The organism is Prevotella sp. (assembly GCF_051059605.1).
Taxonomy (GTDB): domain Bacteria; phylum Bacteroidota; class Bacteroidia; order Bacteroidales; family Bacteroidaceae; genus Prevotella.
Genome location: NZ_CP050883.1, coordinates 3,284,893 through 3,311,320, shown reverse-complemented (window position 1 = coordinate 3,311,320; position 26,428 = coordinate 3,284,893). Strand labels below are relative to the sequence as shown.

At 38.0% G+C, this 26,428-nt stretch carries 20 protein-coding genes; 4 read left to right on the top strand and 16 right to left on the bottom strand.

Annotation, left to right across the window (positions count from 1 at the left end; translation table 11 throughout):
* Positions 1-52 precede the first annotated feature (52 nt).
* Both HEQ28_RS12815 and HEQ28_RS12810 read left to right on the top strand, forming a co-directional pair.
* Positions 53-1,234 (top strand): phosphoribosylaminoimidazolecarboxamide formyltransferase, encoded by a 1,182-nt coding sequence (locus HEQ28_RS12815; protein WP_434503023.1) that lies wholly within the window; start codon positions 53-55, stop codon positions 1,232-1,234.
* A gap of 9 nt (positions 1,235-1,243) precedes the next feature.
* Positions 1,244-1,429, top strand: coding sequence for a hypothetical protein (locus HEQ28_RS12810; RefSeq protein ID WP_434503021.1), 186 nt, complete (start codon positions 1,244-1,246; stop codon positions 1,427-1,429).
* 79 nt (positions 1,430-1,508) lie between these two features.
* Here HEQ28_RS12810 and HEQ28_RS12805 read toward each other — a convergent pair whose 3' ends face one another.
* From HEQ28_RS12805 to hpt, 5 genes are all read right to left on the bottom strand, one after another.
* Complete coding sequence (locus HEQ28_RS12805) at positions 1,509-2,636, bottom strand: M23 family metallopeptidase (protein ID WP_434503019.1); 1,128 nt, start codon at positions 2,634-2,636, stop codon at positions 1,509-1,511.
* A gap of 66 nt (positions 2,637-2,702) precedes the next feature.
* Entirely contained in the window at positions 2,703-3,485 is a 783-nt protein-coding gene (pgeF, locus tag HEQ28_RS12800) for a peptidoglycan editing factor PgeF (RefSeq protein ID WP_434503017.1), read from the bottom strand.
* On the bottom strand, positions 3,482-4,657 hold the full coding sequence (obgE, locus tag HEQ28_RS12795; RefSeq protein WP_434503015.1) for a GTPase ObgE: 1,176 nt from the start codon (positions 4,655-4,657) through the stop codon (positions 3,482-3,484). Before obgE ends, pgeF begins: the two co-directional genes overlap by 4 nt.
* Positions 4,658-4,673: 16 nt before the next feature.
* On the bottom strand, positions 4,674-5,252 hold the full coding sequence (locus tag HEQ28_RS12790; RefSeq protein WP_434503013.1) for an adenylate kinase: 579 nt from the start codon (positions 5,250-5,252) through the stop codon (positions 4,674-4,676).
* 21 nt (positions 5,253-5,273) lie between these two features.
* Positions 5,274-5,828 carry a hypoxanthine phosphoribosyltransferase gene (gene hpt, locus HEQ28_RS12785; protein ID WP_434503011.1) on the bottom strand — a complete coding sequence of 185 codons (555 nt, stop codon included), beginning with the start codon at positions 5,826-5,828 and terminating at the stop codon, positions 5,274-5,276.
* Between the two features lie 91 nt (positions 5,829-5,919).
* Between hpt and HEQ28_RS12780 the strand changes: the two genes are divergently transcribed.
* Together HEQ28_RS12780 and HEQ28_RS12775 are read left to right on the top strand one after the other, a co-directional pair.
* Positions 5,920-7,437, top strand: coding sequence for an NAD(P)H-hydrate dehydratase (locus HEQ28_RS12780; protein WP_434503009.1), 1,518 nt, complete (start codon positions 5,920-5,922; stop codon positions 7,435-7,437).
* A 1-nt stretch (position 7,438) separates the two neighbouring features.
* A complete protein-coding gene (locus tag HEQ28_RS12775; RefSeq protein WP_434503007.1) occupies positions 7,439-8,479 on the top strand; it encodes a DUF4831 family protein in 1,041 nt (346 codons plus the stop codon).
* A gap of 1,123 nt (positions 8,480-9,602) precedes the next feature.
* On the opposite strand, the gene HEQ28_RS12770 is transcribed toward HEQ28_RS12775, so the two are convergent.
* The 11 genes from HEQ28_RS12770 to HEQ28_RS12720 form a co-directional block, all read right to left on the bottom strand.
* Entirely contained in the window at positions 9,603-10,223 is a 621-nt protein-coding gene (locus HEQ28_RS12770) for a deoxynucleoside kinase (RefSeq protein ID WP_434503005.1), read from the bottom strand.
* 21 nt (positions 10,224-10,244) lie between these two features.
* On the bottom strand, positions 10,245-10,865 hold the full coding sequence (locus tag HEQ28_RS12765; protein ID WP_434503003.1) for a deoxynucleoside kinase: 621 nt from the start codon (positions 10,863-10,865) through the stop codon (positions 10,245-10,247).
* Between the two features lie 68 nt (positions 10,866-10,933).
* Positions 10,934-12,589: a DUF6377 domain-containing protein gene (locus HEQ28_RS12760; protein ID WP_434503001.1), complete on the bottom strand. Its 1,656-nt coding sequence runs from the start codon at positions 12,587-12,589 to the stop codon at positions 10,934-10,936.
* Positions 12,590-12,715: 126 nt separating this feature from the next.
* The gene (gene bglX / locus HEQ28_RS12755) at positions 12,716-14,959 is read right to left on the bottom strand and encodes a beta-glucosidase BglX (RefSeq protein ID WP_434503000.1); all 2,244 of its coding nucleotides are present in this window, start codon (positions 14,957-14,959) and stop codon (positions 12,716-12,718) included.
* Positions 14,960-14,976: 17 nt separating this feature from the next.
* A complete protein-coding gene (locus tag HEQ28_RS12750) occupies positions 14,977-16,323 on the bottom strand; it encodes a family 16 glycosylhydrolase (RefSeq protein ID WP_434502998.1) in 1,347 nt (448 codons plus the stop codon).
* Positions 16,324-16,410: 87 nt separating this feature from the next.
* On the bottom strand, positions 16,411-17,829 hold the full coding sequence (locus HEQ28_RS12745; protein WP_434502996.1) for a hypothetical protein: 1,419 nt from the start codon (positions 17,827-17,829) through the stop codon (positions 16,411-16,413).
* A gap of 18 nt (positions 17,830-17,847) precedes the next feature.
* Positions 17,848-19,374, bottom strand: a complete 1,527-nt coding sequence (locus HEQ28_RS12740; RefSeq protein ID WP_434502994.1) for a RagB/SusD family nutrient uptake outer membrane protein — start codon at positions 19,372-19,374, stop codon at positions 17,848-17,850.
* Positions 19,375-19,395: 21 nt separating this feature from the next.
* Positions 19,396-22,593, bottom strand: a complete 3,198-nt coding sequence (locus HEQ28_RS12735; protein WP_434502992.1) for a SusC/RagA family TonB-linked outer membrane protein — start codon at positions 22,591-22,593, stop codon at positions 19,396-19,398.
* A 420-nt stretch (positions 22,594-23,013) separates the two neighbouring features.
* Positions 23,014-23,838: an N-acetylmuramic acid 6-phosphate etherase gene (locus HEQ28_RS12730; RefSeq protein ID WP_434502990.1), complete on the bottom strand. Its 825-nt coding sequence runs from the start codon at positions 23,836-23,838 to the stop codon at positions 23,014-23,016.
* 79 nt (positions 23,839-23,917) lie between these two features.
* On the bottom strand, positions 23,918-24,925 hold the full coding sequence (locus tag HEQ28_RS12725) for a class II fructose-bisphosphate aldolase (RefSeq protein ID WP_434502988.1): 1,008 nt from the start codon (positions 24,923-24,925) through the stop codon (positions 23,918-23,920).
* Positions 24,926-25,150: 225 nt separating this feature from the next.
* Positions 25,151-26,392, bottom strand: a complete 1,242-nt coding sequence (locus HEQ28_RS12720; protein ID WP_434502987.1) for an MFS transporter — start codon at positions 26,390-26,392, stop codon at positions 25,151-25,153.
* Positions 26,393-26,428 lie beyond the last annotated feature (36 nt).

The window sequence follows — 26,428 nt, the reverse complement described above, 5'->3', positions numbered from 1 at the left end:
GTAATAAAAAAAATATTATTATCTTTGCAAAAAGTTTAATTAACCCTCAAGAATGAAAGAATTAGCTTTAAAGTACGGATGTAATCCCAACCAGAAACCTTCCAGAATATATATGGAAGAAGGTGAATTACCAATCGAAGTCATTAACGGTCGCCCTGGCTACATCAATTTCCTTGATGCACTAAACAGTTGGCAATTAGTAAAAGAGCTGAAAGAAGCTACAGGTCTGCCAGCAGCAGCAAGTTTCAAACATGTATCACCAGCAGGAGCAGCTATCGGTTTGCCTCTCAGCGATACATTGAAGAAAATTTATTTCGTTGACGACGTAAAGATTCCTCTTACACCATTGGCATGCGCATACGCACGTGCACGCGGCGCTGACCGTATGTGTTCATACGGAGACTTCGTTGCACTGAGCGATACATGCGACGCAGCGACAGCTACTCTATTGAAACGAGAAGTAAGCGACGGTGTTATAGCACCAGATTACACTCCTGAAGCAATCGAGATTTTGAAGGATAAGCGCAAAGGCACATACAACGTTATAAAGATTGATCCAGAATACAAACCAACTCCAATAGAACGTAAGCAAGTATTCGGAATAACTTTTGAGCAAGGACGTAACGAGATAAAATTGGATGATCCAAAACTATTTGAGAACATTCCGACAAAGAACAAGACTTTCACTGAAGAGGCACAGCGCGATTTAATCATTGCGCTTATAACACTTAAATACACACAGAGTAATTCTGTATGTTATGTAAAAGACGGTCAAGCTATCGGCATCGGAGCCGGCCAGCAAAGTCGTATACACTGTACTCGCCTTGCAGGAAGCAAAGCTGATACATGGTGGTTACGTCAAGCACCAAAGGTTATGAATCTTCCTTTTAAAGAAGGTATTCGCCGTGCCGACCGTGATAATACAATAGACGTATATATCAGCGAAGACTATGATGACGTTCTTCGTGACGGAACATGGCAGATGTTCTTTACAGAAAAACCAGAAGTTTTCACAATGGAAGAAAAGAAAGCTTGGATTGCCAAAAACACTAAAGTGTCACTTGGTAGCGATGCATTCTTCCCATTTGGAGATAACATAGAGCGCGCCCACAAGAGCGGTGTAGAATATATCGCACAAGCAGGTGGCTCTATACGTGATGACAATGTTATTGATACATGCGATAAGTATGGCATAACAATGTCGTTCACTGGAGTACGCTTATTCCATCATTAAAATAAATATATGAGTGATATCGACGAAATTATCGAGTTGGGAATAGTCTTTAAAAAACCTTCTAGTGGTGAACCAAAAGAAGAGAAAGTAAAGACTAAAGCCAAAAAGAAAAAGTACATTACAGGTGCTCATGGTTCAGGAAGCGCCCGCCAAAAGGCGAAATACCGCGAACAAAGATCCTCAAGACACAAGTAGAAATAAGAAAAGCTCCCTTTTATTAAGGGGGCTTTTTTATTAATCGTTATAATCAATCAGAGTTATTTGGTTGATTGATTTATTTTTTGGCGAAGTAATTGCGCTGAGTCTTTACAACACCATTTTTACAGGAAAGCGTTATTTGTTGTAATGACTTATTAGCATTATCAAATACGTCAGAAGGATTTAATCTATGCCCCTTGAAGAATAACTCAAAATGCAAATGCTCAGTAGTAGCATGTCCCGTTCTGCCTGTAAGTCCTATGATTTGTCCAGCCTTTACTTTATCACCGCTCTTCACTAAATTACGAGATTGGTGACCATATAATGTTTCGAAACCGTTGTTATGTTTTATTTTAATACAATTGCCATAACCAAAATAAGTACCAGACATCGTCACAACTCCGTCGAAAGTGGCACAGATATTATCATTGGGGCGTGTCTTTAAGTCAATACCTGGATGATGACGAGCACCACCGAAAGGACTTATCACATGACTTCCAGGCAATGGATAAGACCATTCTGATTTAGGTAAACCAGTCAAATCAATCTTATCTTCGTTACTAGAAAGAGTTATATCCTTAATATCCTTTGCCTGTTTTTCAGAATTATCAACAACAGACACATCTACATAATTTCCATTTTTCTTGCACAAGATAGTCTGCTTGCGCAATATATGACTATTCAAATCAATGAAGGTCTTAGGGTTAACTCGTCCACCATTAATCATCAAACTGAACTTGCAATATGTACGTCCTGCATCAGAGCCGACAATAGCCACAGTCTGACCAGCCTTTACACGCTGTCCAACATTAACCAAATTCTGAGCATTATTAGCATAAACCGTTTCTATGCCATTGTCATGTCTTACAACAACAACATTTCCATAACCATTTACGTTTCGTGATAAGCGAACAACACCAGCAAACATTGCCTTAACGGCATCACCAGTAGAAGTAGAAATTTCAAGAGCCTGATTGTCATCAACCACTTTCACCTTACCAACTGGCAACGGAAAGAAATAGTTATTGCTTTCAATAGCACTAAAATCGATGCTAAAAGCATTAGAATGGTCAAAAAGTCCTGACGTAGGAATAGCAATCTGTTGCTGTTCAGCAGCAGAGAAAGTTTTTTTTGCCGGGGTCATAGCAGACATAGTCACTATAAGAGAAACGCCCAGCAAAAAGTGTTTCAAATTGAAATTCATAAAGATTCATCAAAGGTTAAATGTAAAAATAGTAGTAGCTGTCTGAAAGCGGATTGACACAACCGGCTATTCAGAGATCATTATTCCAGAGAATATTCTTCCCGAATGCTGTCCAAGCTTGCGGGCTGAGAAATAATCCTCGGAGCGAGAGAAAGTACATATCCCCGACATCAAGATATTTTCATCTTTCAGTCCTGCTTCCCTTAACTGAATATGATTACATTCAGGAAGGTTAATATGCCATTTTTCGTACTTCTTGGAAATGAGTGGCATATTGAATCCAACAGCTTCAAACTGTTGATAGACTTCATCACCTACTTCAAAGTTTTCCATAGATATACCAGGTCCTATCACGGCTTTTATGCGTGACGGATTAGATTTATACGCATTGCACATTTCGACTATAGCACGATGCGCTATGCGATTGAGAGTTCCACGCCAACCTGCATGCACTGCAGCTATGGCATGGTGTTCGTCATCATAAAGAAGAACCGGAATACAATCAGCTGTAGAAACTCCGATACACAAGTTTTTAATATCAGTAAGCACGCAATCCACTCCTTCAAGGAGCATCTTGCGAATACTTTCAGGCATACTAAAAAACTCAGGAGCAATAGTGCGACATTCAATTCTATGAATCTGGTGAGGCATTATTATATTATCAACACCGATACTAAGTTCTGCAGCCAAAGCCTTTTTGTTTTCTGCAATGCACGAATCATCGTCACCACAGAAACCATTAATATTAAACTCACCGAAAGTACCATCACTCACCCCACCCTTACGGGTAGAACTGAAAGCTTTGACACAATCGGCAATATCATAATATTTCAATACAGGCTTAATCATTCCACATCTTTATCTTCATCATATTCGAAGTCATCAAGATCTTCGATATCATCATCATCAACAAACTCTAAGTCTTCCTCATCTGCACCTTCTGCATGAATTTCTTCAGCAAATACGGCCATATCTTTATCACGATGCACAAGAGAATCTTCTGATACTATTTCCTGCAACTTATTGCTTTCACTATTGAGTTCACGCCACAATACGTCCTTAAGCTCATTTAGTCCAAATCCAGTGACAGAAGAAATAAACACTACCGGAAGTGAATCTGGTAAAGTTTCTTTCAGCATCTCTATAAGTTCTTCATCAAGCAAGTCACACTTGGTAACAGCCAAAACGCGGTGTTTGTCAAGCATATCAGGATTGAACTTTTTAAGTTCATTAAGCAACACTTCGTATTCGTGCTTAATGTCTTCAGTATCACCAGGAACCATAAACAGGAACAGAGAGTTGCGCTCAATATGTCTGAGGAATCTAAGTCCAAGTCCCTTACCTTCACTTGCACCCTCGATAATACCAGGGATATCAGCCATCACAAACGACTTATTATCACGATATGCGACAATACCCAAAGAAGGTTCCAACGTAGTGAAAGGATAATTAGCAATTTTTGGACGAGCACTTGATAATGAAGACAGCAAAGTAGATTTACCAGCATTTGGCAATCCTACAAGACCTACATCAGCAAGAAGTTTCAATTCAAGGATGATATTCATCTCCTCCATTGGTTCTCCAGGCTGTGCATATCGTGGAGCTTGATTAGTAGACGTACGGAACTGGAAATTACCAAGTCCACCACGACCACCTTTCAACAAGAGCACTTCCTGTCCATCATAAGTCACATCACAGACATACTTACCTGTTTCGGCATTATATACCACGGTACCGCAAGGCACATCAATATAGAAGTCCTTACCATCAGTACCGTGACATTTATCTCTACTGCCATTGCCTCCATGTTCAGCAGCCACGTGGCGCTGATACTTCAAGTGAAGCAATGTCCAGTAATTATGATTAGCTCTTAAATATACGCTTCCGCCATGTCCTCCATCACCGCCGTCAGGACCGCCGTTATATTGGTATTTCACATGACGCAAGTGCATGGAGCCTCTTCCGCCCTTACCAGAGCGGCAATAAATCTTAACGTAGTCAACGAAGTTGGATTCAGCCATTATTTATTTTATTAGATTAATCAGAAAGGTTATCAATAACATCAAAAACACGTCCGGAAATTTCTTCTAAAGTTCCGAAACCTTTTACATGATAGTGCACACCTTCCTTCTCATACCAGTCGATTAGTGGAGAAGTCTGTGTATGATAAACGTTTAGACGCTTCTTTATTGTCTCTTCGTTATCATCACTACGTCCACTTTCTTTACCACGGTTGATAAGACGAGCCATAAGTTCCTCCTCAGGAACATCAAGTTCTATCATTGCAGCAATTTTGTGACCACGATCTGAAAGCATTTTCTTCAAAGCTTCTGCCTGTGGAGTTGTGCGTGGGAAACCATCAAAAATTACACCCTTATGGTCTGTTCCGAATGAATCATAAACACTTGCAAGGATATTAACCATCAATTCATCAGGAATGAGCTGACCGTTGTCAATAAATCCCTTAGCTGTCTTGCCAAGTTCTGTACCATTCTTGATTTCGTTACGAAGCACGTCACCTGTTGAGATGTGTCCAAGACCATACTTCTCAATAATTTTGTCACTCTGAGTACCCTTACCGGCACCTGGAGCTCCGAAAATAACAATATTCTTCATTTGTTTCTTAATTATTATAATTTATTTCGCTGTCTCTATTTCGTCACAAACAGTATAGATATCCCTTAACTGGCGACCTTGCTGGTCATAATCCAAACCATATCCAACAATAAAGTCGTTAGGGATTTCCATTGCGGCATATTCTATATTCAAAGGCACCTGAAGCTTTCCTGGTTTAAACAGAAGAGTACAGATATGAATAGTCTCAGGGTTACGTGTACCCAAGCTCTCAATCATATTCTTCATTGTGAAACCTGTATCAACAATATCCTCAACAATAACAACTGTTCTTCCAGCAAGGTCCTCATTAAGACCTATAACTTCTTTAATTTTACCTGTAGAAGTGGTACCCTGATAAGATGCCAGTTTCACGAAAGAAATCTCACAAGGGATGGTGATATTGCGAATCAAATCTGCCGCAAATATAAACGAACCGTTCAATACTGCCAGCAAGAGTGGGTTTTTACCATCCATATCCTTGTTGATCTTATCAGCAACAACCTTAACACGTTGCTGAATCTCTGATTCAGGAATAAACGTTTTAAACGTTTTATCCTTGATTTTAACAAAGTCCATAGTGCGAATTAAAATATTTTGTTGCAAAATTACTAAAAATATGTGGAACTATACCTACCGATTAGCATTAATTTTGTATTTTTGCAGCATTATGAAGATATTTAATAGTACTCAAATACATGAGTTGGACAATTATACTATAGAGCACGAGCCTATTTCCTCTATCGACCTTATGGAGAGAGCTGCTAAGGCTTTGACGCACGCTATCACAAATATTTGGACTACAAAAACACCGTTTGTGGTATTCGCTGGTCCAGGTAATAATGGCGGTGATGCACTTGCCGTAGCACGCATGATGGCAGAAAGCGGATATCAGGTGAGCGTTTATCTTTTTAATATACACAACCATTTGTCTGACGATTGCGAAAACAATAAGAAAAAAATTGTAGAATGTAAGCATATAAAGGCTTTTAATGAAATCAATCTCAATTTTGATCCTCCTCAGTTAGATGCAGAAACTGTGGTTATCGACGGACTATTCGGAAGCGGATTAAACAAGCCTCTTGCTGGTGGATTTTCATCATTGGTAAGATACATAAATCAAAGCAAGTCTAAAGTTGTAAGCATAGATCTTCCGTCTGGATTAATGGCAGAAGACAACACATACAACATTAGACAAAACATCATACGTGCCAACATCACTTTCACTTTACAGCAACTTAAGCTTAGTATGCTTTTAGCTGACTGTCAGCAATATCTTGGTGAAGTAAGAGTACTGGACATAAGATTGTCTCACGAATATATTGGCAACACATGCTGTCAACACTACATATTAGAGGAAAACGATGTACGCTCTAGAATTAAAGACCGTAACGACTTTGCTCATAAAGGCAATATGGGAACAGCTCTTCTTATTGCAGGATGTTATGGCATGGCGGGCGCAGCGGTACTTGCTTCAAAAGCATGTTTGAGATCAGGTGCTGGCAAGGTTGTGGTACATTCCCCTAAACGTAATTACGACATATTGCAGATTTCTATTCCTGAAGCTGTATTAGGATTAGACCAGGAAGAAACTATATTTTCTGAGCCTGTTGACACTGATGATTTTGATGTATTGGGTATAGGTCCTGGCATTGGACAAAACGAGACTACAGCCATTGCCCTTATTGCACAGTTGCGCCGTGCTCAATGTCCAGTAGTTGCTGATGCCGATGCTCTTAATATCCTAGGAAGTCATAGGGCATGGATGCAGCAGTTACCACAAGAAATAATTATGACACCGCACCCAAAAGAGTTTGACCGTATGGACGGTAATATAAGCAACGGATGCTATGAACGACTTTCTAAAGCAAGACGACTGGCAGAACAGCTTCATGCCTTTATCATACTAAAGGGACACTATTCAGCACTTTGTCTGCCAGATGGAAACGTAATATTCAATCCTACTGGTAATTCGGGAATGGCTACAGCTGGAAGTGGAGACGTACTGACAGGAATTATCACAGGTCTTCTAGCACGAGGTTACTCAAGAAAAGACGCTTGTATCGTTGGAATGTATCTACATGGATTGGCAGGTGACCTTGCAGCACGTGAATTAGGGAAAGAATGTCTTATAGCAAGTGATATTATCAAATATTTGCCTTTGGCATTTAAAAGAATAAATGATTAATATGAAAAAGATACTTATTTTTATATTATGTGCTATGGCTTTTAACGCCAATGCACAACAACCGGTAGAAGGAACTACATATTTTCTTCCTAAGACTGCCGTGCAATTCAGAATACTGACAGAGAAGACTTCATATACTCCAGGTGAACTGGCTGTTTATGCCGAGAAATATATGAAGATGCAGAACACTGACGAAAGTCCGTCGGTAGCATATCGCATCCTTAGTACTACTAGCAATAGCTACGGCATACCAGATACAACAAAGCAGCATACAGCTGTTGTTGATAAAAAGCACAGTATCATTCGCATTAATAAATATGCCAATGGTATGCTACTGGCTATAAATGCAGAACCTAAAACGATAGAAGCTGTAAAAGACTTTAAGGCAGCTCCAAAACCAGCAGCTGTGAATCCACGTGATTTCATGAATGCCGACATTCTTTCTGCTGGTTCAAAAGCAAAAATGGCTGAACTTATAGCACAGGACATTTATGATATTCGTGAAAGCCGCAATCAATTGTCACGTGGTGAAGCCGACTTCATGCCTAAAGACGGAGAGCAACTAAAGATTATGCTTGCCAACCTGAGTAAACAAGAAAAAGCTTTGATGCAAGTATTTGAAGGTACTGTTGTAAAAGATACAATAGAGAATGTTATAACTTTCATTCCTGAAAAAGAAGTAAACAAGCAGGTTTTATTCCGTTTCTCTAGTAAGTTAGGACTCGTTGATTCTGATGATTTATCTGGACGTCCTATTTACATAAGTGTCACGGATCTACATAGTATTCCACCACTCAAACTTAATTTTGATGCCAAGAAGAGTAAAGACGATTGTGGTGTATACGTTAATCTACCAGGAAGTATACGTTTATCACTGTATGACGGTAACAAACAATACAAAAGCTTTGATATATCTGCTGCACAATTCGGTCGCACGGAATCAATAAGCGGTGAACTCTTCGGAAAAAAAATCACCACCCACATTGTTCTTAATCCTGTTACAGGAAATGCAGACGAACTAAAGACTGAGCCTTTAGAATAAAATAAAATGGAGTTATCGGATAAATCTGGTAACTCCATTTTATTAAACATATCATTTCATCAGCGTCACGCTAACTCTTAATTCATAATTGAGATATATTTCTGCATATATAATGTTCGTGCATACGCGCGCACTAAGGGTTTTGAAAAATATAAGTGTCGAAATGTCAACGTAGTGAATATCAATATTTTATCGACGAATTTAACTAATTAAAGTGACGATGACCCGACCGTCAAATATCGAGTTTTGCATGCGTTTCTATATAGAAACGGAAACGTTTGCACGTAGAAACGCAGACGTTTCTACGATGTTTTACCTTCTAAAGCATCGCAAAACGTAATGCATTTCTTCGTAAAACGGATTGCAAAACATCGCAAAACGCATCGAAATCCTTCGTAAAGCACAATGCAATATGAGGAAAATTTCACCCAGATTTTACCGACGAATAACCGACACTTAATTCGCCCCAAAAGAGTTCTAATAAGTTGAGACTCAATGGATAGACACTTCGACACTTGTTTTTACGAAAAACTCAGAGTGTGCGCATACATGCGCACGTGTATTACAATGTATTGCAACCCAGTAATTAAAACTTTGGCTAACAAGCTAACCTAAATCTGATTGCATGGACAAATTTTTCGCAGTATCTTTGCCGAGAATTCAGCGGAATTCGGCAGAATAGTTTAACAAGCTTGATAATTCTGATTCTGTTTACTGTATCTATTTAAACATCATCAGTCCCTCAGATACAGTCAACGGTTCTTTGAAAAATTTACTTATATAACACATCCCATCGTTAAAACAACACAAGTTTACGTAGCTTGGCGTTGCTAAATTCTACAAACTGCATATAGTCCTCTGCTCTATGTTGATAAGCTTTGCCAGATATACAGTAGCTTCGTAGCTAAAAAACAAAAAAAGCAGATAATTTACCAATGGATTAAGTAAAATGCCTTGCAAGAAAAAACATATCAGCAAATATGTATAGTACAATCATTACTAGCTGGATATAAAAAAAATGGCTAAGAACTCAGTATGTAATGTTCTTAGCCATCTTTGTTTATTTTGTAATGATTTAAATGTAACAAGCATTATTCATGTTGATTACATTTAATATTTCTTTCTACTTTATTGGGAACAATCCATATAATTCAGCATCTATCTGATCTGTGATTGTTTGGAAGTCCTGCGGACGGTTTTCAAAATCAATATTGTCACCGTCTATTATTATCAGGTGTCCCTTATAACCCTTTATCCAATTCTCGTATCTATTATTAAGTCCTGTAAGATAATCGATACGGATGCTCTTCTCAAAATCTCTTCCACGCTTCTCTATATGACTAACAAGAGTTGGAATACTAGAACGAATATAAATCATTAAATCTGGTAAGTCTACAAGCGAAATCATAAGATCGAATAGATCTGAATAGTTAGCAAAGTCACGATCGCTCATCATTCCCATACCATGAAGATTAGGAGCAAATATGCAAGCATCCTCAAAAATAGTGCGGTCCTGAATGATCGTCTCCTCACTCTTAGATATTTCAACAACTTCCTTAAAACGCTTATTAAGGAAATACACCTGAAGATTAAACGACCATCTGGTCATATCAGCATAGAAATCATCCAGATATGGATTGTTATCAACGGGTTCAAATCTAGGATTCCATCCAAATCTCTTGGCAAGCATTTTTGTAAGCGTAGTCTTGCCACTACCGATATTTCCAGCTATTGCTATATGCATAATAAAATGATTTTCAATTAATTAAAACAGTCCGAACAATGTTGCGTCAATCTTGTCTATTATCCCCGCAAAATCTTTTTTGTTGTTTTGATAATCAATATCGTCAACATCCACGACAAGCAGTTTTCCTTTATACTTATTATATATAAAGTCCTTGTATAGTTCATTTAAATTTTCAAGATACTCCAAAGGTATTTTCTGCTCATAGTCGCGTCCACGCTTTTGAATATTCTTCACCAAATGCGGAACACTTGATTTAAGATAAATCATTAGGTCGGGATAGTCTAGAACCATAGTCATGGAATTAAAAAGCTCCATATAGGTATCAAAATCACGCTGATTCAGATTACCCATCTTGTAATTGTTAGCCGTAAACACATATACGCCTTCATAAATAGACCTATCCTGAATAGTAGTTTTGACGGTTGCTTCCTTTTTCATATTGAGCAGATCTTTGAACCGCTCTTTAAGAAAAAAGACTTCCATATTAAACGACCATCTTGGAATATTTTTATAATAGTCCTCAAGATATGGATTATAGTCTACTGCCTCATATTTAGGAGCCCAACCATAATACTTTGCCAGCAGTTCCGTGAGTGTAGTTTTACCGCTTCCGATGTTTCCAGCTATTGCTATATGCACGTTATTCAGATTTTTGGCTGCAAATTTAATAATTTTTATTTATAATGCAGAATATTAATAGCATAATATCAATCATTATTTTGCGCACCAAGCTTCTTTATCCTTCTTTCAAAATCCTCACGGTCACTAATAGCACTATTCTTCACACGTGCTTTATAATTATAAATTGTATTTACCGAATAATGCAAGAACTCAGCAATCTTCGAACTATCCTCGATGCCTACTCTTATCAATGCAAAGATACGAAGAGATACGGGCATGTGCCCATCATCAGTGAGCATAATTCTCTCCTCTGGAAGAAGTAAAGCATTAAATTCCTCAACAAAAGTAGGAAACAAATGAAGAAAAGCATCATCAAAGTTTGTATATAATTCATCAAGTTCCTTTTCCTTCAATGAGGTAGATCTTGTTTCCTTAAATAGCTCTTCAAACTGTCTATTCTTCACCCTCTTATTTACCATTCTGCGGAAATCCTCTATCTTGTCTACATACAACGAGCAAAGTCCCATAAATCGTCCTATATACTCCTCTTTCACACGATTAGACTCACCTAACTTTGCTATACTCGAAGCTAACTGCCTATTTAGTTCAGATAGTTTTGAATTAATATCATGTAACTGAGCATTCGAAAACTTTAGTTTTCTTCCTGTCAAAGCAAGTCGCTTACGCTGGCTATTAACATAAAATACAGAAACAAGAAACATGAATGCCAGCAGAGCGGAAAATAAAGCAGCCATTAACAACTGGTTATTCTTATGTTCACTTTCCGTTTTATATTTCTTTGCTATTCTTGCAAGCAAAGGCGATATCTGCCATCTTCTCTGGCGTGAATCATATACATTTGCACAATCGCTAGTAAAAGTTATATAATGATAGCTACGTTCTATATCTCCTGATTCCTCTAATTGATTTGCAATCTCCCACATAGAACCTTGGTCCATGACTCCATTACGTACATCAGCAAGTGCAGACTCGGCAATCCAATACATCATGTTTGCTGTATCACGAACAGCTTTATATTCCAAATATCTAAACAGCGCCATCATAGCATATTTATGAGACCCTTTCTTAACATGATGCAGCCATTCAGTGTTCAGTTTCATTGATTCATGCATTCTACCTTCTGATATAAGTTTTAGTTCCAAAACTTGATACCTATAATTATCATGAATAGGGAGACATGCCAACAATTTATTTTGAAATTCTGTAGCCTTATTATTATATATTGGTTTCATGGATTCCACACTCGTATAATATGCTAATTGATTATTCAGCATATACTGTGCCTGATAATACACAACGAGTCCACTTTTACTCAACTCATCAACATTTATCTGCAATAAAAATTTTTCAGCTTCATCATACAGACCTGTATTTGAACAGCAGAGAGAAAGTCTTGCCAAACATTCATTTACATTATTTCTATTATTAATTAATACAGCAATATGGCGGCATCTTTCCAAATAATACATAGCCATTTTGTTTTCAAATGGTTTGTATTCTTCATAAAGCTGATAACAGACAGCATATTTCAACGTGTTATCACTCGCTTTTTCCAACTGCCTTTTTAATATGTTTATAACAGCTTTCTTTTTGGCTACATATTTATTTGCATGTATAATCTCATTATCTAGACAACTATATATAGAATCCAGATTATGAGATTGCGAAAATGCATTTATGCATATAAAAAACAGGATTAATGATAAAATATTCTTTCTCATGGAAAAATGTTTTCATGTCACGCTTGATGCAAATTAATATTGCAAAGATAGCCTTTTTATTAGCAAATACAAAATATTGCACATAAAAATCCCATCAAGACAATTGTCAAGATGGGATCAATCAATCTAATTAACCGTAAATAATGTACTCTTATTATTCAAACTGCTTGTACCAATCATCAAGTCAAACTGCCCTGGTTCTAATACTTCTTTGAGATTTACATCATAGAATTTTAGCAAATCAGAAGTAATATCAAAACTAACCTCTTTACTTTCACCAGCCTTAAGATGTATTCTCTTAAAACCTTTAAGTTCTCTGACTGGGCGAGAGATACTCGCCACCTTGTCATGTATATATAATTGTACTATTTCATCACCATCTCTGTTGCCAGTGTTGGTAACTGTAACAGTAGCCTTAATACTTCCGTCACGTGTCATTTCGCTTGAACTTAAACGAATATCACTGTATGAAAAGGTAGTATAACTCAAACCATATCCGAATGGATATAGAGCATCATTGCGAACATCAAGATAATTGCTTGCATATTTTGCAAAGTTCTTTGTGTTCTCCGCTACAGGGCGACCTGTTGGTAGATGATTATAATACAGAGGTTCCTGTCCCGTAGCCTGTGGCATACTTACGGTGAGTTTTCCGCTAGGATTAACATCACCATATAACACATCGCATATTGCACTTGCAGTTTCAGACCCTCCAAACCATACGTTCATTATTGCATTAACATTCTCACTCTCCCATTTCATTTCTGTTGCACGCCCAGAGAAATTTAGTAAGACAACAGGTTTACCTGTAGCAACAAGTTGTTTAAGTAAATTCTTCTGAACGTCTGGCAAAGACAAATCAGTTCTGCTGGCACATTCACCACTCATCTCCGCTGTTTCACCAAGCGCAGCTACAATAACATCAGCATTCTTTGCCGCTTCGAGAGCCTCTTTCAAAGCTGCGGCATCATTAACACGCTTTATTGATTTACCAAATTCACCAGCTTTCTGTGTAGCCTCATCAGCATACACATTAGAACCCTGTGCATAATAATCAGGTTTCATGATTTCACGCAATGTGCTATACCTATCAGGAGTATAAGCTACGCACCACGTTCCAGCCATATTAATACGTGAATCTGCAAGCGGACCAACAAGTGCGACTTTCTGGCTGTGCTTGAGTGGAAGAACATTATCTTTATTTTTCAACAACACAAAAGTCTCAGCTGCAATTTTTCTAGCTTCATCTCTATTCTGTTGAGTAAAGATTTCTTTCTTTCTACGCTTGCTATCCAAATATTTATATGGATCTTGAAACAAACCAAGTTTATATTTTGCCTCAAGGACTCTGCGACATGCAGTATCAACATCTGAAACAGAAACGGAACCATCATTCACGCTTTGTTCCAATGTTTTTATAAACCCTTGTGAACACATATCCATATCAGTGCCAGCCTTGAGAGCCATGGCTGAATTGCTCTTCAAATCACCTAAACCATGAGCTTCCATTTCACCAATAGAACCATAATCGGTAACAACAAAACCATTAAACTTCCACTGCTTGCGCAACACGTCATTGAGCAACCAACTGCTTGCTGTAGCAGGAATACCATCGATAAGATTAAAAGACGACATCACACTACCTACTCCAGCCTCAACGGCAGCCTTGTATGGAGGCAAATACTGATTATACATGCGAACCTTACTCATGTCAACAGTATTATATTCTTTGCCTGACTCCACAGCTCCATAAAGAGCAAAGTGTTTAAGGCAAGCCATCATGTTATAGTTCTTGCTATAATCGCCCTGATATCCACGAACCATCGTTTCTGCAATACGAGAACCTAGATATGGATCTTCGCCAGCACCCTCAGAAACACGGCCCCAACGTTGGTCGAGAGCAATATCTACCATTGGAGAATATGTCCAATTTATGCCATCAGCACTTGCTTCCATAGCTGAAATTTGGGCACACCGCTCAATAGCCTGAAGATCCCAACTAGCAGAAAGAGCAAGCGGAATAGGAAAAATTGTTTCATATCCGTGAACAACATCCATTCCTACAATAAGTGGAATACCATGTTTTGTCTTCTTAACAGCTATATCCTGAAGGGTGCGAATCTTATCCACTCCCTTAACATTAAACACACCACCGATAGAACCATCAGCGACTCCACTGCCAACCTTGGTGTCCATCGCACCACCTGTAGTGATGTCACCTGCAACCATAAGATTCAACTGACCTATTTTTTCACGTAAAGTCATTTTTGACATCAAGCCATCAATGAACTTATTCATCTGGTCGGTCTGTGCTCTCACATTTATTGCAAGAAGAGACATAGCCAGAATTATTATTGTTTTCTTATTCATATTCTAATAAGCATTTATTACTTTTGAAATACACGCAAATAATCAACTTTCATTGTTGTTGGCAAAGCTGTTTCATCAACACCTTTATAGCCACCCCAGGCACCACCCCAAGCGAGATTTAATATTGGATAAAATTCTGTATTGAAAGGCCATCCCTCTTTAGTACCATCATTATTGTATTTCAATATCTGGACACCATCAACCATAAAACTAATAAATTCTGGAGTCCATTCACAACCATATACATGATATTCTGATTCTGCAGTATCTACAAGTTTGCTTGCATGCTCAATAGCGGTATTATTATTGTTGTATTTTGTGCAATGTATAGTTGAAGAAACAATATTTGCATCAACTCCTACTTCTTCCATAATATCTATTTCTCCACATCCAGGCCAAGGATTTGTAGTAAAATTATTGTTAGAAGGCATCATCCAAAAAGCAGGCCATGTACCTTTACCTTTCGGCAATTTTATCCTAGCCTCAAAATATCCATACTTCCAACCTGTACTAACGTTTGCATATACTCGACCGGAATATATCTTTCCGTCGCTACCCTTATAGCAATTTATATTCAACTTACCGTCTGAAAGATTTGTAACGCTATTGCTATTTATATAGTTCTGTAATTCATTGTTTACCCAACCAGATGGCTGTGATTCATGAGTCCAATCATTATTCAACGTCGTACCATCATTAAATTCATCATGCCAAACCAGCTTATAACCTGCAGGAATTGTAACATTATCATCTGATGCACTTTCCTGAGATACATTAATTGTCAAACTACCAGTACCGTCACCTTCATTAACGACCACTTTTGCTGTACGTGAAATCAGATTTTGATTGGCTACAGCTGTTATCGTAAGCTCTCCGTTACTACCCTTCGTTGCCGTGAGCCAGTTAGCAGAAGACGAAACTGTCCAATTAGCATTTCCTGTAATGACAACATTCTTTGATTCACCCTTTGACACAAGTTCCAAGTTGTTGACAGACGCCTTTAATGGAGCAGCTTGAGTCACAGGAATTGTATAACGAGCAGTCCCCGACTTTACAACTATCTCGCCAGTACGTGAATCTGTAGTAGTATTGTCATTCACCGTAACAGCAACAGTTCCTGTTTTAGAATTAGAACCAGTTACACTGACTGTCATCCAATCAGAAGGAGATGCGTAAGCAGTCCACTCTCCACGCGAGCAAGTCACATCAATATTGTAAGTCTTGCTATAAGCAGAAGCTGAAATATGGTCAATACTAGTAGTAATATTTGTTTCATTAACTGTGCTACCTCCATTATCACTGCTACATGATATAAAAGGAATAACCGCCAACAGAAGAGTCAAAAGTTTTATAGAATGCTTCATTTGTATAATTTGTTATAATTGTAAAACTTTAAAAGGAAAGACGAGGATGAAGCCAAACATCCTCTGTCTTTCCATATTTCATATTAATTATTTCGGATTATGTTTCTGAATAATGATGTTACTGATTTTCAGAACAGCATTTGCAGGAGCTCCACCAAAATCAAAGACTATCTTACCTTGATCAAAATCAAACTTCGATATTTGTTTAGCGAAACGAATAAGGTTATCGCCTTTCTTCAGACTAATCGTTCCATTATAGAATGCAGTAGTAGGATCATCTTTTACATCCGGATCCTTATTAACTTTGAAAGTCATTCTTTGTATGTCCTGACTAGCATTGATCGTGAAACTATAATCATAGTTATTATCCTTTGCGATTGAAATTGGGACCTCTTTTATCGCACATTGACCTTTCCATTCTGCATTTGTTGCATAAGGAACTGTGATTGTATAGACTCCATCAGCATAAGCGAATCCAGGATCAGCAGTCTGTGTCCAAGCATCGTTATCAGACCAGAAGAATGTCATTTTACCAGCAGTATTAGATGACTTACCTAGATTTAAATCTGAGTTTACATCACACCAGTTAATCTTATCTGGATCAAAGGATGTTTCTACAGCTTCATCAGCACCATTTATCAATATGATTTGCCATGCTATAGTACCTGGTACATCATAAATCAAAGTCATCTTCTTACTAGTCAAACTAGCAATCTTAAATGTTTCAGGACCAGTCATCATCGTTTGATCCGCCATATATGGGAATAGTGTTTTAGCAGGCAAGGTTATCGTAACCATACCAGCGGCATCATCATATCCCAAAGCATACTTTGCGTTAGTATTAATATCTGGGAAAGTAGTAGCTACAACATCATAATCAGAACTTGAACTTATACCAAATGATGTTACACCATGATTACAGAATGTCTTTCCATCAACACCGGCACTATAAGTATACACATTACTATTGCCAAAAGTAATACGATCATCATAAACACCATTAGCTGATTTCTCATCTGGTGTTGCTTTCCACCATCCAGTACCGTCTGTACCAGAGGCTCCGCATGCAAGATGAGCAGCATCCTTACTTGAGACACGCCATTCTTTAGTTCCACCTGCAGTAAGGTTAGCAAGAGTTGGAGCAAAGTCGTAACGTGTTGAATCTACCTTGAATGTGCCTTTGACAACGCCATCACTGAATCCATTTTTGTTTCCAAGCTGCAATGTATAACTATAAGTACCAGCCAAAATATATTTTTTCTCATAGCCATTTACGGTAGTCTTAACATCAGGAGGCCCCTGTATATTCCAAATAGGATAACAACCTTTGTTATTTAATTTGAATGTCACATTATTTGTCGACTGATTTACAGCTACAGTATAGTCGGCATCTGATATTGAAGGTATACCGTCGGCATTAGCGCCATCAAAGGTTTCTGGGGAACAAGCAGTAAAGAGCAGTCCCAAAAACATGAAGCTTGTCAGATATTTAAAAATATTTTTCATATTCTTTCCTCTTTTTGATTAATATTTGTTCTGAACCAAAGCTGGGTCGGTATCCAATTCACCTTGTGCGATAGGAATATACTTTTTGCTTTCAGTCCAACTATTCGTGCGATAACCATATTTATCAGGAGTCAAAACCTTTGCTGCTTCACCTGTACGAACAAGATCCCAATAACGTTTGCCCTCACCGATAAATTCAAGATGACGCTCTTTCAAAACATCGTCAAGAGTAGCCTTACTCAATTCTCCAAGTCCAGCTCTAGTATGTACTTGATTAAGCCAGGTCTTTGCATCTCCTGTTTCAGAACCACCTGTTCTAAGTGAAAGTTCAGCAGCATCAAGCAATGTTTCTGCATAACGATAGTAACGATAATTGTTATTATAGTTCAAATTCTTTGATGTAGGACAATTTGCATTATTTGCATCAAAAGGACGATACTTTGCTAACCAAAGATGCGTATCCTGATAACGGGCAGTATAGTCTTTGCCTGTAAGATCCCAGACTGTAGCACTACGTCGGGTATCATTGTCGTTATACAGTGCATAAGTCTCTAGACGTACAGGAAGGAATCCCCAACCATCTTGACCCTTTGACCAACCGTCACCGCCTGACCAGCTATTAGGACTTATAAGTGTAGGAAGAACAGTTCCGCCAATAGCTAAAGGAGATCCCCAGTCACGTTCAGAAATAGATTCTTCATAATTGATTTCAAATATTGACTCATCACACCATTCACCACTTTCGGCCCAGATATCAGCAAATTTAGGATTGAGCTGATACTTCTTGCTGCCGATTATATCATTAAGATAAGTCAAGGCTGTAGCATAACGTGATTGATCATTCTGATACATCACCATTTCAGCATACATCATAATCGCAAAAGCCTTTGTTACACGACCATAATCTGCAGTTTTAGTCATTTTCATTGGCAGATCACCATTCTTCAGTATGTCTTCCAACTCCACAATAAGCTGACTGTAAACATCATCGGCTTTCAGCTGAGGAGCTTTATATGGAGATTCCATATTGGTAAGATAGAAAGGAATATTTCCAAAGTAGTGCCACAACATGTTATAATAGAATACACGCAGTGTACGGGCTTGCATCTCATACCATTTTTTATTGGCATCAGTAAGATTACCAGCGGCATAACCTAGATATTTAATAACGTCATTACAACGTTTAATACCAGAATAGTCAACTGTCCAAAGTGAACTTAAAGTATTGTTGGCATCACCTTCATAGTTGAAAAGTTTGTGCCAATTCGGCATATCACTAATATTACTACCACCAACCCAGAAATCATCACCCATAATTTCGGCATCAATATTAAGGGCATTATATTGTCCTAGTCCCCAATCTGGCCAATGCATAGGATCATAAGCAGCCACCACAGCTTCTTGGATATGGGCATCTGTTGTATAATATTCTTCCAAAGGTTCGCCTGCAGGATTCTCAACGTTGAGAAAATTATCGTTGCAACTGGTCGTAAGCATTACCGAAACGCCCAGTAAACCTAAAAATATTAATTTATTTTTTTTCATAATTGTAGTCTTGATTAAGATTTAGAACGTTACATTTACACCAATAGTCCAAGTACGAGCCTGCGGATAAATACCACGGTCTATACCAAGAGAAGTTCCACCTGAAGAGATTTCAGGATCAAAGCCCCAATATTTTGTCCATGTAACAAGATTCTCAGCCATTACGTAGAAACGAATGCGATCAATAAAGAATTTCTTAGTTATCATACTTGGTATTGTATAACCTAAAGATATGTTCTTTATACGGAAATAAGATCCATCATGAACATAAAGGTCTGACACTACCCAGTTATTTGTATCACCAAGGACCAAACGAGGATACTTGTTTGATGTACCTTCGCCTGTCCAACGCTGTAGCATCCATGAAGGATAGTTACCAGAGTAGATATCAGAACGATATGTAGCATCAAATACGTCGGAACCACTTACACCTTGAACAAATATATTAAAATCAAAATTCTTCCAAGATGCATCAAACTTCAAACCGAATGTCCAATCAGGAGTACCGTTACCAATGTTTGTACGGTCATCAGATGTTATCTGACCATCACCATTTACATCAACGAAACGCACATCACCAGGAACAGCCTTTGGTTGAATCATTTGCCCCTTTGAATTTGTATAAGCCTTTACATCTGCCATATTCTGGAATATTCCTGCAGTCTTATAACCAAAGAAATAAGGGAAAGGAAGACCATTAGATCCACGTGTTCCACCACCAGAAATACCTTGGAAGCCATCAAGGTCTATGTAACCTGTGCTATTACCAAGATTTGTCAATTCATTGTGAAGATAAGTTGCGTTACCTTTGATTCCGAATTGTGCATCTGCAACATGCCATTTGTAACCAAGTTCAAATTCAATACCCTTATTTGTCATATCACCGACATTAGCAAGAGGAGCAGTCTCACCTACATAACTTGGTATTGGACGAGCAATGATCATTCCATTTGTCTTCTTTACATAATAGTCTGCAGAGAAAGTAAGTGCATTATCAAGGAATCCTAAGTCAATACCTATATCGGTCTGTTCGCTTTCCTCCCATTTCAAATCAGGGTTAGGAAGTCTAGTTGCCTTTGAACCATTTGCTTTCTGTGCAACCTGACCGAAGAGGTAGTTATTGCCCATCGCAGTAAGTGATGTATAACCAAAATCAGGTATGTTATCATTACCATTCTTACCCCAACTGAAACGAACCTTAAGATTTGATAACCAATCTTTTGTTACTTTCATGAAATCTTCATTCATGATATTCCATCCAACAGAGAAAGAAGGGAATGTACCATATTTATGATTAGAACCAAAACGACTTGAACCATCACGACGAATAGTTACCTGAGCCATATATTTCTCGTCATAGTTGTAACTCAAACGACCAAATAAAGAAGATACTCTGTGCTCTGTATTGAAACCACCATAAACACCATACTGAACTGTTCCACCAGTGATATTACCAGCATCATCCTTTGAGAGAACCAATGATCCAGTAGCGTAATCAATAGAAGGCTTATTTACATTTACCAAATTCCAGCGATTACCACCAATATAATCACCTTTATACTTCAACGCTGACTGACCAAGAACTACACCAATAGTATGCTTACCAATAGTTTTATCCCATGTCAAAGTGTTTTCTACCTGCCATGTTGTGCTCTTGTTAGAAGCAGCACTTGCACTTGTATGAGTTGCATTGTTGTTTCCTGAAAGATAATACAATGATGTTGTTGCACCATTATTTCCCCAGAAAGCTAAATCTGCACTATATGTAAAATGGTATTTAATATTATCCCATATACCTAAGTCAACAGAGAACTTTGGAACAAATTTATGACTCCAGTAACGAGTAGGATTTACCTGCATCATAGCTAGAGGATTGTTCATTTCCTGATAAGTTCCGAAATAACCGACAACAGTATAAGGATTTCCTTCAGGATCTCTTGCCAAATCATATGCTGAATACTTGTCGATCATTGATGTAGCAACAGAACCAAGGGCAACTGGCGACATAAGTGGTGACATATACAATGCCGAACCAAGTACTGATCCAAATTCAGAGTTAGTTGATATGCCAGTACTATGTGTACGCATGTATGACATATTCACATTAAGAGTCAAAGTATTAAGATAGTCACGCTGCTTTGTTGCGTCAATAAGTTTATACTGTGTATTGCTACGCAATGTAAGACGATCATAATTTGACTGTCCGTAATTTCCACCAATGATACCATCCTGTGAATAATAACCAGCTGACAAATAATAGTTGACAGCATCAGAAGCTCCACTAATTGAAACGTCATGATTCACAACAGGGGCATTGTCATTAAATACAAGGTCTTGCCAATCAGTTCCATTACCAGTAATGGCATTACCGTTTGTATCTGATAATTTATAAGGATCTGCATACGGAGCAGCTTGTCCGGCATTGGTATACTTTTCATTCTGCAATATAGCATAATCTGTAGCATTTACTACATCACGATGTTTCCAAGCACTTTGCCAACCATAAGAGAAATTATAGTTAATCTGTGCCTTACCAACTTTTCCTTTCTTTGTTGTTACCAAAACAACACCATTGGCAGCACGTGCACCATAGATAGCACCAGATGCGGCATCTTTCAATACTTCGATACTCTCAATATCATTAGGATTAACGAAATCAAGGCCACCTTCAATAGGCATACCATCTACAATGTAAAGAGGGTCAGAGTTATTTATAGTACCTGTACCGCGAATACGGATACGTGAGGCTTCACCAGGCTGACCAGATGAAGATGTTACATTTACACCAGCAGCAAGTCCTTTCAAGGCATTGTCCATACGAACAGGAGCCGTATTGGCAAGATCAGAAGCTGAGACTTTAGCAATAGCTGCTGTAACGACACTCTTTTTCTGAACGCCATAACCAACAACAACTACTTCATCCAATGATGCAGAGCTTTCTTTTAATACAATGTGAAGATTGTCCGCTACTTTAACACGCTGCGTATCATATCCTATATAAGATATGACTAGTGTCGAACCTGGTGCTACGGAAACCTTGAAATTTCCGTCAATGTCAGTAACTGAACCCTGTGAGGTTCCCTGCTGAACAACCGATGCACCAATGATAGGCTCACCTTGACCGTCAACGACTGTACCAGAATAAAGCTTATTCTGAGCAAACGACATCGCTGATACAAGTAAAGCCACAAACAAGAGTAATAGTCTAGATTGTTTCATGCTTAAAACTTTTGATTAACAATTTTAAATATTAGTTATTAGTTATTTTCAACTATGCAAATATAGAACAAATTTGAAAACTACGTACTTTTCAAAAACACAAAAGTGGATAAAAATAAAGGCATTTTAAAATTAAAACACTAATAATCAATATGTTACATTGTTCAAAAAGTCTTATAAAAGTGGATAGAATATAGAAACAAAAATAGCTAAAAAAGCATGTTTTCCTCTGTGTGCGGTAACAGTTTTTAAAACAAAAGACATCATTTCATTCATTTTTATGCTGCAAAAAGAAACTATAAGTGCACAACTGAAGTTTTTAATATAGCACACCATTTATTTTCGTGGCTTTAGTGAGCTATATTAAATTCATTAGGCGAGTTAAAGTAGAGTGTAAGTATTATATTGAGTGATTAAAGTCTAATCACTCAACGATTTCAAATAACGTTCAGCTTGTTTTATACCTCCGTATTTCTTAAGTAATGAAACTACATAATCATAATCATTTATATGTGGATTACGTTCCATGAATATGCGTGCAGCTCTGTCCATGAGTTTAGCATTCATCAGTTTCACATTTACCATTTTGTTTCCTTCCACCCTACCAAGCTGAATCATAATAGTAGTGCTAATCATGTCTAGAATCAATTTCTGAGAAGTACCACCCTTCATACGGGTACTTCCTGTAACAAATTCAGGGCCAGTAATAACCTCAACAGGAAAATCAACCTCATGAGAAATTATACTATCCACATTATTAACAATACAACCAGTTGATATACCTTGACTGTGGCACCATTTCAATGTAGACAATACGAAAGGAGTAGTACCACTTGCAGAAAAACCGACAACAATATCATCATCCGTGACACCTCTCTCAACAAGTTGCTGCCAACCATTATCAAGATCATCCTCACGTGACTCGCGAGTTTGTGTAAGGTCCTTTATCCCACCAGGGAAAATAGCCTGAATCTGACGTCCATCTGTACCAAAGGTGTTTTGCACTTCAATTGTATCCAGGGTGGCAAGTCGTCCACCAGTACCGCAACCACAATAAAATAGTCTGCCTCCCAACTTTATGCGAGAAAGGATCTCTTTAATCAGAGTGTTTATCTGTGGCAATGCCTTGTTTATAGCCATAGGAACAGACATGTTCTCATGGTTTATATCGGCGGTAATCTCCTCTATGGTCTTCTTCTCAAGATGATCATAGTTAGATGAAAGTTCTGTTAATCGTGTTTCCATAAGGCAAATATAATAAAAAAAGCGGAAACATTACTGTTTCCGCTATATTTTATTGACCTAATTTAAGTCAAAGAGTTGCTTACTGAGCAAGTTTGTTATCAGATGCCAATACATCAACAATCTTGTGCTTGTACATCTTCTCCATCTCGTCACGAGCTGGACCACAGAACTTACGTGGATCGAACTCACCTGGCTTGTCTGCAAATACCTTACGAACTGCAGCAGTGAAAGCAAGACGAGAGTCAGAATCGATGTTAATCTTGCAAACTGCGCTCTTAGAAGCCTTACGAAGCTGCTCCTCAGGAATACCTACAGCGTCTGGCAACTTACCACCATTTTCATTGATCATGTCAACATACTCCTGTGGTACAGAAGAAGAACCATGAAGAACGATTGGGAAACCTGGCAACTTATCCATTACAGCATCGAGAACGTCGAATGCCAATGGAGGAGGAACCAACTTACCTGTCTTAGGGTCACGTGTGCACTGCTCTGGCTTGAACTTGTAAGCACCATGTGAAGTACCAATAGAAATTGCCAAAGAGTCAACGCCTGTACGTGTAGCGAAGTCAATAACTTCCTCTGGTTTTGTATAATGAGAAACCTCAGCAACTACGTCATCCTCAACACCAGCAAGGACACCAAGTTCGCCTTCTACACTTACATCAAACTGATGAGCATAGTCAACAACCTTCTTTGTCAAGGCAACATTCTCCTCATAAGGAAGAGAAGAACCATCGATCATTACAGAAGAGAAACCGAAGTCTACACAACTCTTGCAAATCTCGAAGCTATCTCCGTGGTCAAGGTGAAGAACAATCTCAGGATGAGCACAACCAAGTTCTTTTGCATACTCTACAGCACCCTGTGCCATATAGCGAAGAAGAGTCTGGTTTGCATAGTTACGGGCACCCTTAGAAACCTGAAGGATAACCGGTGACTTGAGCTCAGAAGAAGCCTTTATAATGGCTTGGAGCTGCTCCATGTTATTGAAGTTAAATGCTGGAATAGCATAACCGCCATCAATGGCTCTCTTAAACATCTCGCGAGTATTTACGAGACCTAAATCTTTGTAACTAACTGCCATAATTTTATTATATTTAAAAAATAATCTATTTAAAATCTTTTGTGACTGCAAATTTAACATTTTCTTTTGATGGTACAAAATGTTCACTTGTTTTTTACCATTACAAAGAGGTTAAAAAAATTAATATTGTTTTAAACCAAGTTCATAAAACATAGTTTTGCAAAACAGAGGTTACAAAAAAGGAGATGTCTTTTTGCAAGAAACAGGCACTATTAATTATAACTTTCAAGACTTAAATTTATTCCATATTGGATTACGACGCAACATCGTTCCATTCTTTCTTGTAAGCTCAGAAGCGAACAACAAAACTATAATATAACCGAATAACGGGATAATGAACGGAATAACCAAATTGGTATTATCAGCAACAATTCCCATAAGCAAGAATCCGCAACCACCAATAGGAGTCATCATAAGCAGAGAGGATGCGCTCATCTTTAGATTTCCTAATCCACTAAGTGCAAGAGAGAATATTGTCGGGAACATTATTGCCTCAAAAAGATAATTGCATACAATAGCAACCATAGACAATTTACCAAGGTCAAACAGCACAAATATCATACACAAAACACTTCCTGCAGCACATACAAGTAGCATAATCTCAGCAGGAACACGACGCATAATCCAGCTACCCAAAAAACGTCCAATCATAAAGAATGCCAAAGCTACAGTAAGTACAATACTTGCTATATTATCATCCATCCAACCTTGACCTGTAACAAAGTTTATGAAGTAACTGTTTATCGATATTTCAGCTACCTCATAAGCCAACAAGGCAAAAAGTCCAAACACAAACATTGGATGATGACGGAAAAGTTTCATTATACGTGTACCACGACTACGATCTTCGTCTGTTTCCTCATGCTTTACTTCTGGCAATTCTACTCGTGAAAATACGATGGCAATAATAAGCACCAATATTCCCAGTATTGTATAGGGTAAGACAACATCACCGCCTTCAGATGTTCCATTGAAAAAGAACTGACCGATTGCAAAAGTAGCAAAAAGACTTCCAAGACCATTAAAAGACTGTGAAAAATTCAATCTACTTGTTGCAGTTTCTTTGTCTCCCAATTCAGTAACGTATGGATTTGCCGATGTTTCCAAGAATACCAACCCACAACCGATAATAAACAACGCTATCAGGTATGCGAAAAAAGTACCCATCGCAGCACACGGTATAAACATCAAAGCACCAATTCCAAACAGCAGAAGTCCTATTACTACACCGAGCCTATAACCATTACGATTGATAAACCACCCAGCAGGTATCGCCATAAGGAAATATCCAAAATAAGTTGTCACCTGTATCAATGAAGACTGGGTGATGCTGATATCAAGTGAATTCTGAAAATGCTTATTTAATACATCCAAAATAGCCCTCGCAAATCCCCAAAGAAAGAATAAGGATGTTATAAGAACGAATGGTATAAAATACTGTTTACTTGTTAATTTTGTCTTTGCCATAAAATGCTATATATATTATTATATTTTTTATTTATT